This is a genomic window from Vulcanisaeta sp. EB80, assembly GCF_002078205.2.
Genome location: NZ_LCWN02000096.1, coordinates 1 through 6,648, shown reverse-complemented (window position 1 = coordinate 6,648; position 6,648 = coordinate 1). Strand labels below are relative to the sequence as shown.

8 protein-coding genes and 1 pseudogene are annotated in these 6,648 nt (G+C 48.2%); 6 read left to right on the top strand and 3 right to left on the bottom strand.

The window, feature by feature from the left end:
* Both B7L70_RS11620 and B7L70_RS11615 read left to right on the top strand, forming a co-directional pair.
* On the top strand, window positions 1-357 hold a 357-nt coding region (locus B7L70_RS11620; protein ID WP_162009174.1), incomplete at its 5' end, for an acetoacetate decarboxylase family protein.
* A 103-nt stretch (window positions 358-460) separates the two neighbouring features.
* The gene (locus B7L70_RS11615; RefSeq protein ID WP_081228334.1) at window positions 461-709 is read left to right on the top strand and encodes a sodium:solute symporter; all 249 of its coding nucleotides are present in this window, start codon (window positions 461-463) and stop codon (window positions 707-709) included.
* On the opposite strand, the gene B7L70_RS11610 is transcribed toward B7L70_RS11615, so the two are convergent.
* Window positions 706-945, bottom strand: coding sequence for a hypothetical protein (locus B7L70_RS11610; protein ID WP_081228333.1), 240 nt, complete (start codon window positions 943-945; stop codon window positions 706-708). The genes B7L70_RS11615 and B7L70_RS11610 overlap by 4 nt on opposite strands.
* Before the next feature lie 94 nt (window positions 946-1,039).
* A complete protein-coding gene (locus tag B7L70_RS11605; RefSeq protein ID WP_081228332.1) occupies window positions 1,040-2,455 on the bottom strand; it encodes a lyase family protein in 1,416 nt (471 codons plus the stop codon).
* A 120-nt stretch (window positions 2,456-2,575) separates the two neighbouring features.
* Between B7L70_RS11605 and B7L70_RS11600 the strand changes: the two genes are divergently transcribed.
* The 4 genes from B7L70_RS11600 to B7L70_RS11585 all read left to right on the top strand — a co-directional run bounded on the left by B7L70_RS11600 (window position 2,576) and on the right by B7L70_RS11585 (window position 6,043).
* Window positions 2,576-3,592 (top strand): adenylosuccinate synthetase, encoded by a 1,017-nt coding sequence (locus B7L70_RS11600; RefSeq protein ID WP_081228331.1) that lies wholly within the window; start codon window positions 2,576-2,578, stop codon window positions 3,590-3,592.
* Complete coding sequence (locus tag B7L70_RS11595; RefSeq protein ID WP_081228330.1) at window positions 3,589-5,010, top strand: NAD(P)/FAD-dependent oxidoreductase; 1,422 nt, start codon at window positions 3,589-3,591, stop codon at window positions 5,008-5,010. The genes B7L70_RS11600 and B7L70_RS11595 overlap by 4 nt, the downstream gene beginning before the upstream one ends.
* Window positions 5,011-5,148: 138 nt before the next feature.
* Window positions 5,149-5,628, top strand: a complete 480-nt coding sequence (locus B7L70_RS11590) for a nucleotidyltransferase family protein (protein WP_081228329.1) — start codon at window positions 5,149-5,151, stop codon at window positions 5,626-5,628.
* On the top strand, window positions 5,609-6,043 hold the full coding sequence (locus B7L70_RS11585) for a HEPN domain-containing protein (protein ID WP_081228328.1): 435 nt from the start codon (window positions 5,609-5,611) through the stop codon (window positions 6,041-6,043). The genes B7L70_RS11590 and B7L70_RS11585 overlap by 20 nt, the downstream gene beginning before the upstream one ends.
* Here the strand turns inward: B7L70_RS11585 and B7L70_RS13615 are convergent.
* Window positions 6,040-6,648: pseudogene (locus B7L70_RS13615) on the bottom strand (MFS transporter); the annotation flags it as partial. The gene B7L70_RS11585 and the pseudogene B7L70_RS13615 sit on opposite strands and share 4 nt — an antisense overlap.

The following is a 6,648-nucleotide window of genomic DNA, read 5'->3' as shown; positions in this document are numbered from 1 at the left end:
AAGTATTACGACTTGGTCATGGGTTACCTCGAGAGACCACCTGGTTATAGACTCGTCACAGCAATAATAAGGCCTGAGGAACCGGCCCAGCTTCAGCCGTTAGCCGTAACGAGGCTTGCGTTGAAGATAATACCTCCTGCTGGTGATGGGACTAAGCCATTGGTTCAGCTCGTTGATAGGTATAGGCACAGGCTTAACCCAAAGTCCGTTTGGACTGGGCCCTGCACCCTAACATTCAACAATAGGTCGGACATAGACCCACTCTATAGGTTAGAGCCGAGGAGGATTATTAGGTGTGTTTATGGGACCTTTGATTACGTGCTCGATTTCGGTAGGGTTGTTAGAGATTACGTGTAGGCTTGTCATTGGTTGTATTTTTCATGGATTTAAAAAGGTCATTAAGCTAATACACGAATCTGGGCTAATAACCTATATTAATTGGTTAATTAAATCATTATTGGTGCCTAGTAAGGCGTTGCTTAGGCTTGCTGGGAATTTAGCTGATTCGGGTTTTAGGGGTATTATTAGGGCTTACTACGTGAGGAGGGGCTTTGGTGCATTATCGATAGAGTTCATAATCTATAGACGACCGAGCAGCAGTAGGAGGTTGTTGGCGAGAATAAGGAGGGCTCTCGAGGCATTGCCGTCGCTTGTGGCTGCAGTAATGATAGGCTTCATTCTAGTCCTCATTATTAGGTGGATTATTTAATCGGCGAGCTTTGCCCTAATGAACCTCATTACTAAATCTAGACCTATCGAATTCGCACATTCGCTCTCTACGAAATCCCCCTCATCCTCATTAATTAGAATTAGCCTTGTGCAATCATCATGCCTAATCAATAATCTATACCTAACTCCATTGTGTTTAAATGCCATGTTCATCTCATCAATGATAAAGTTTGTTGGCTTCATCCCCTTGCTTACTGAACGAATCCCTGCTTCCACAATTCCTTATGAAGATTAAACGATTTATTAAAGGCTCAGTTGCCTTCGTTTAGGATTATGATGCGCATTACTGGAGTATTATCATTTAATTGATTTAGAGAAAGCCGAGTGATTTGAGGGTATCTAATTCTTCCTGGTACCTGGATCTGGCTAGGCTTATTGCATCGCTGCAATACTTAATGCAGTTTAGGGCTATTTGTGCGGCGTACCCTGTGTAGTTACTGGGGCTTAATTCAATGAGGAGGTTATCATTAACACCGAGCTCTTTAAGCACCCTAAGGTAATCATCCCTACTCATCCTCGAGCCCCTGAGCCCCTTCAAGGTTCTCTCGTAGGCGTCAACCATACCCAAAACCCTAAGCCTAACCTGGACTGCCTCGCTCAAAACCTCCCAGTGGTTATTGAGGTCCTTACCCATAGATTCAACATCAACCTCAATACTACCCAATACGTTATTTAACCTCCTTACACCAAGTATGATGTGTCCAATACCGAGACCTATATTCCTCTTTATCGTGGAATCACTCAAATCCCTCTGCAACCTACTAACCTGTAAGTGCCTACTAATCTCCATGAGTATCGATGAGCCAAGCTTCAGGTTACCCTCTGCGTTCTCGAGATCCACTGGGTTCACCTTATGGGGCATTGTTGATGAGCCTATTGGTCTACCGCGTACATGTACGTAACCGAGCATGTTGTAAATCCACATGTCCTGGGCAAGGTTAATGAGTGCCTGTGCCATAAGCCCTATGGAGGTGAGTATGCGCGTTAGAGAGTCTGGTGGTAGTATTTGCGTTGTGGTTACGGCTGGTTCGAAGCCCAGCCTTGCGACGAAACTGTTCAATTCATCAATCCAATCAACATCCCTACTAATCATTGAAAAGCTGGCCATCGACCCAGTAGCCCCCGAAACCTTACCCTGCAACTTAACACTAACCAAATCCCTCAGCCAGTAACAAACCCTGTATGCGTGGTACGCAATCTCTTTGCCGAAGGTTGTTGGTGTTGCTGGTTGCCCATGAGTCCTACCTAGAATTGGTGTGGATGAGTAATTATTAATCAGCCGTATTAATGAATTCAATAGACCCATCAACTCCGGAACTAGGTGCCCATAAACAGCCACCCTCACAAGGACGCCCAGGGCTAAGTTATTAACATCCTCTGAAGTCAAGCCCAGGTGCGTTAAATGGGCAACCCTACCAAGCCCCACATTGCCCAATTTCTCCCTGATTAGGTACTCGAGGGCCTTAACGTCATGCCCAAGCTCACCCTCAAGCTCCTTAAACCTCGCATAGTCACTATCGTTGAATCTCAACGAAAGTAATGCCTCCCTCTCCCTCTGTGTTAATGGTTCCGTAATCCCAACCTTGCTCAATAGGTCGATGAGGAAGTCAAGGTATAAAACCTCAACACGAAACCTGTAACCAACGAAGGCTCTTTCCGAGACGGAGCTCGCATAATCCCTTAACTCCTCATAGTACCTGTCATCTAATGGCGAAATTGCCTCCACACCCAGTCCTGGATCGTTGATTTAAAAGCTTTTATTAATCATTATAATAATTCATTATTGAATATTACGTGTATGTGCTGAAGCAATGTTTAAATATATGTTGGAATGCTTAATTAAAAAGTGCCGCTAACAGTTGTGGTGGGGGGATTCTTTGGTGATGAGGGTAAGGGTAAGGTCGTGTCCTACCTAGGGCTTACCGATAAACCTAGCATTTGTGTTAGGACAGGTTCAATAAATGCAGGGCATACTGTCAGTTACGGTGGTAAATCCTGGAAGCTCAGGATAATTCCATCATGCTTTGTGAACGAGAACACGAGACTCATGATTGCGCCAGGGGCACTGTTCAAGATCGATGTCTTCCTCAGGGAGGTTGAGGAGACGAACACACGAGGTAGGGTTTGGGTTGATGCGAATTCCGGCATTATTGAGGATAGGCATGTGGAGAACGAGAGAAGTAATGAGTACCTAATGAAGACTATCGGATCCACGGGGCAGGGTGTTGGGGCGGCAATGGTTGATAGAGTACTGAGGGTTTTGAAGACTGCCAAGGACTTTCCAGAGCTTAGGGGATTCATCACCGACGTAGTTAGGGAAGTCAATGAGGAGTTAGATAGGGGTGGTTTAGTTGTTGTTGAGGGTACACAGGGAACATTCCTAAGCCTTTACCACGGCACGTACCCATTCGTTACATCCAGGGACACCACAGCCTCTGGAATAATTAGTGAGGTTGGTGTTAGTCCGAGGCTCGTTAGTGACGTAATACTTGTCTTCAAGTCCTACGTAACCAGGGTTGGCGCTGGCGAATTACCTGGGGAGTTGAGCCAGGATGAGGTGGTTGCTAGGGGCTGGGTTGAGAGGGGTACCGTCACCGGTAGACCAAGGCGTGCAGCACCATTTAACCTGGAACTTGCCAGACGCGCCATCATGCTCAATAGACCGACGCAGTTGGCTATAACTAAGTTCGACGCCCTATTCCCAGGCGTGCGCGGTAAGAGGAGGTGGGTCGACCTACCCGTTGAGGCTAGGAAGTGGGTTGAGGAGGTCAGTGAAGCGTTGAAGGTTCCAATAACCCTGATTGGAACTGGCGAGGATTCCATGGACATGGTAGACCTGAGGAGGGAGGTGGTTGGTCCATGATCTATGACGCAGCCATCATTGGCGGGGGACCCGCAGGCCTCTTTGCTGCCTACGAACTCATTGAGAATGCCAGGGACATAAGCGTGGTGCTCATTGATAAGGGCTACATGCCGAGACAGAGGCATTGCCCATTGTCGAGGATTGGTAGATGCGTCTGCGTTCCGTGCCATATAACTCATGGCATTGGTGGTGCTGGGTTGTTCAGTAGTGGCATAATAAACCTGAGACCCGACATAGGCGGTGATCTCCAGGAAATACTCAATAGTTGGGACTCCGCGAACCTACTCATTGATTACATCGATAAGGTATTCGTGAAATTTGGAGCACCCACGGATAGGGTCTTTGAACCTAAGGGACCTGCCTTCGAGGAGTACCAGAGATCCCTGGCACGCGTTGGTGCCCAATTAGTGCCGATTAGGCAGAGGCATATTGGTACTGACGGATCAACCAGGGTCATTGAAAACTTCACCAACTATCTAACGGAGGCAGGCGTTAAGCTAGTTGTTGGGACGAACGTGGAGCATGTCGAGCGTGGCAATGGCGTGTTCATGCTCAGGACCAGGAGGGGCAACATTGAGGCTAGGACAATCCTCATGGCACCCGGTAGGGCTGGCGCCGAGTGGTTTAGGGATGATGCCAGGAGGCTCGGTATTGAGTTAATACCAAATCCATTGGATGTGGGTGTTAGGGTTGAGATACCCAGGTACGTGATGAACCCAATAACGGACCTATACATGGACCCAAAGATAATAATGTACACGAAATCCCACGATGACAAGGTCAGGACATTCTGCACAAACCCAGGCGGTTTCGTGGTGCTGGAGAGGTACGACGACGGAACAGTTGGTGTTAATGGGGAGACCTACGTGGATAGGAAGAGCAACAACACGAACTTCGCCCTACTAACCTCGATAAGGCTCACAGACCCCATGGAGGACACAATAGAGTATGGCAAATCAATAGCCAGGCTAGCCACGAAACTGGGCGGTGGTAAACCAATAATACAGAGGCTCGGTGACCTAGAGGATGGTAGGAGGTCGACCTGGGATAGGATTAGGAGAAACGTGATAGAGCCGACGCTCAAGTACGTAACACCTGGCGACATAGGCATGGCGCTACCAGCCAGGGCCCTGGACAACATACTGGAGTTCCTAAATAAGGTTGATAGCGTAATACCGGGGCTAGCAAGCAAATACACACTACTCTACGCACCCGAGATCAAGTACTACAGCATGAGGGCTGTGGTGAACAAACTCATGGAGACCACGGTCGATGGAATATTCGCAGCAGGCGACGGCGCAGGGCTATCCAGGGGAATAAACGTGGCGGCAGCCACGGGAGTACTGGCTGCATGGGGAATACTAACCAGGCTAGGTAAGGAAATAAGGAACGAATTAGTTAATAAAATAGTTAAGTAAGATGTTTTGAAAAATATTTAATTTATCAACCCATGGCAAAATTTTGCCCTGGTTCAACCCTAGGCAAGGCATATGAATAATTTCTAAACCATCTCCACGCCGATAGGTATAAGTATTCCTTACCCAAGACTTGATTTAATGGATCTGGCCGAGATCATTGCTTCATTAAGTAGGTCGTGCGTGGATCTCGAGAGGGAGTTTGGCGATGAGTTCCTAGGCCTGATGCTCTTTGGTAGTTGGGTTCGTGGTGAGGCTAGGGAGGATAGCGATGTGGATGTGCTCGTGCTCTTCAAGAACCTAGTCGGCAACTTGGATGTTAGGGCTAGGGTTTACGGGTTAATTAGGAAGTACGTTAACCGCGATGTCTCGCTGGTGATCATGAGGAGGGGGGATATTCACGGTAGGTGGTCCTCGCTAGCAATAAACATTGCCTGGGATGGTGTGATAATTTGCGATAGGCAGGGTGAGCTGAGGTGGTTTAAGGAGGCGGTTGTGGAGTTTGTCAGGAGGGAGAACCTGGTTAGGTATAGGACGAGGGATGGGAAGTACGGTTGGGAGAGGGCTGATGGTAAACCCCTCATACATACCGTGAGAGACCATGTTCGACCCAATGGATGAGGTTAGGTACAGGTATAAATTGGCCATTAACTACCTCAGGGATGCTAACGAAGCCTTTAACAGGGGTGATTGGAGGGGTACGGTGGCTAATGCGCAGCTTTCCGCGGAGAATGCGGCGAAAGCCGTAATTGCCGTGTATAGAGTGCCGAGCTGGTCACACGACCCATCCGGCGAATTGCAGGAATTGGTCGATAGAATGCCAAGAGAGCTTGCTGATTTAGTGATTGAGTTAGCAAACATAGCCAAGAGACTGGCGCCGGAGCATGGTAGGAGCACCTATGGCGAGCCCAGCATGGGGCTAACGCCGTGGGATATCTACACCCAGGGTGATGCCGAAAACGCGCTGGGCATGGCTAAAAGGGCGGTTGAGATAATGAAGATGATACTTAGAACGCTCGGCATCAACGTTGCTTAGTCTATCGAGGTGAACCTACCCAGCATTAGGGTTGATGCTAAGGCCAATGCCGCACTTATAGTTAATACGTAGCCCAACCCAACACCTAAGTCATAACTAAAGATCGCAGCAACTATGGGTGGACCAACACCACCCAATAACCTGCCCAGGAAGAACGCGAAGTTTGACGCCGTGGCCCTAACCCTCATTGGATACAACTCACTAATCCACACCCCTAGGTATGCGAAGATTGAGGATGAGAAATAAGCCAGGACTACCGGTATAGTTACGTAACCTGGGTAGGACCTAGCCATCAAAAGAAGGGCTACTGATGATACGAGGGCTATTGTGCTAAGCACAGTTAGGGTTTCAGCCCTACCGTAGATATCGGATACGTAACCAGCAACCACGTAGGCTATGGCACCAACGAGCGGTAGCGCAACAAGCCAGTAACCAAGCCCTGGTGGTTTAATAGCACTAAGATACGTGGGTGCCAGACTAACAAGTGGTATCGTGTACAGAAATGCCGAGGACACCAATACCGTGCTAAGCACAGTAATAATGAGCAAGGAACCCCTAAACAACTCACCATAACCAACACTCCTCAAACCAATCCTACCTGCCGT

Coding starts and splice junctions, on each gene's coding strand:
- B7L70_RS11585 (WP_081228328.1), top strand. CDS start 5,609: ATGTTCGACCCAATGGATGAGGTTAGGTACAGGTATAAATTGGCCATT.
- B7L70_RS11595 (WP_081228330.1), top strand. CDS start 3,589: ATGATCTATGACGCAGCCATCATTGGCGGGGGACCCGCAGGCCTCTTT.
- B7L70_RS11590 (WP_081228329.1), top strand. CDS start 5,149: ATGGATCTGGCCGAGATCATTGCTTCATTAAGTAGGTCGTGCGTGGAT.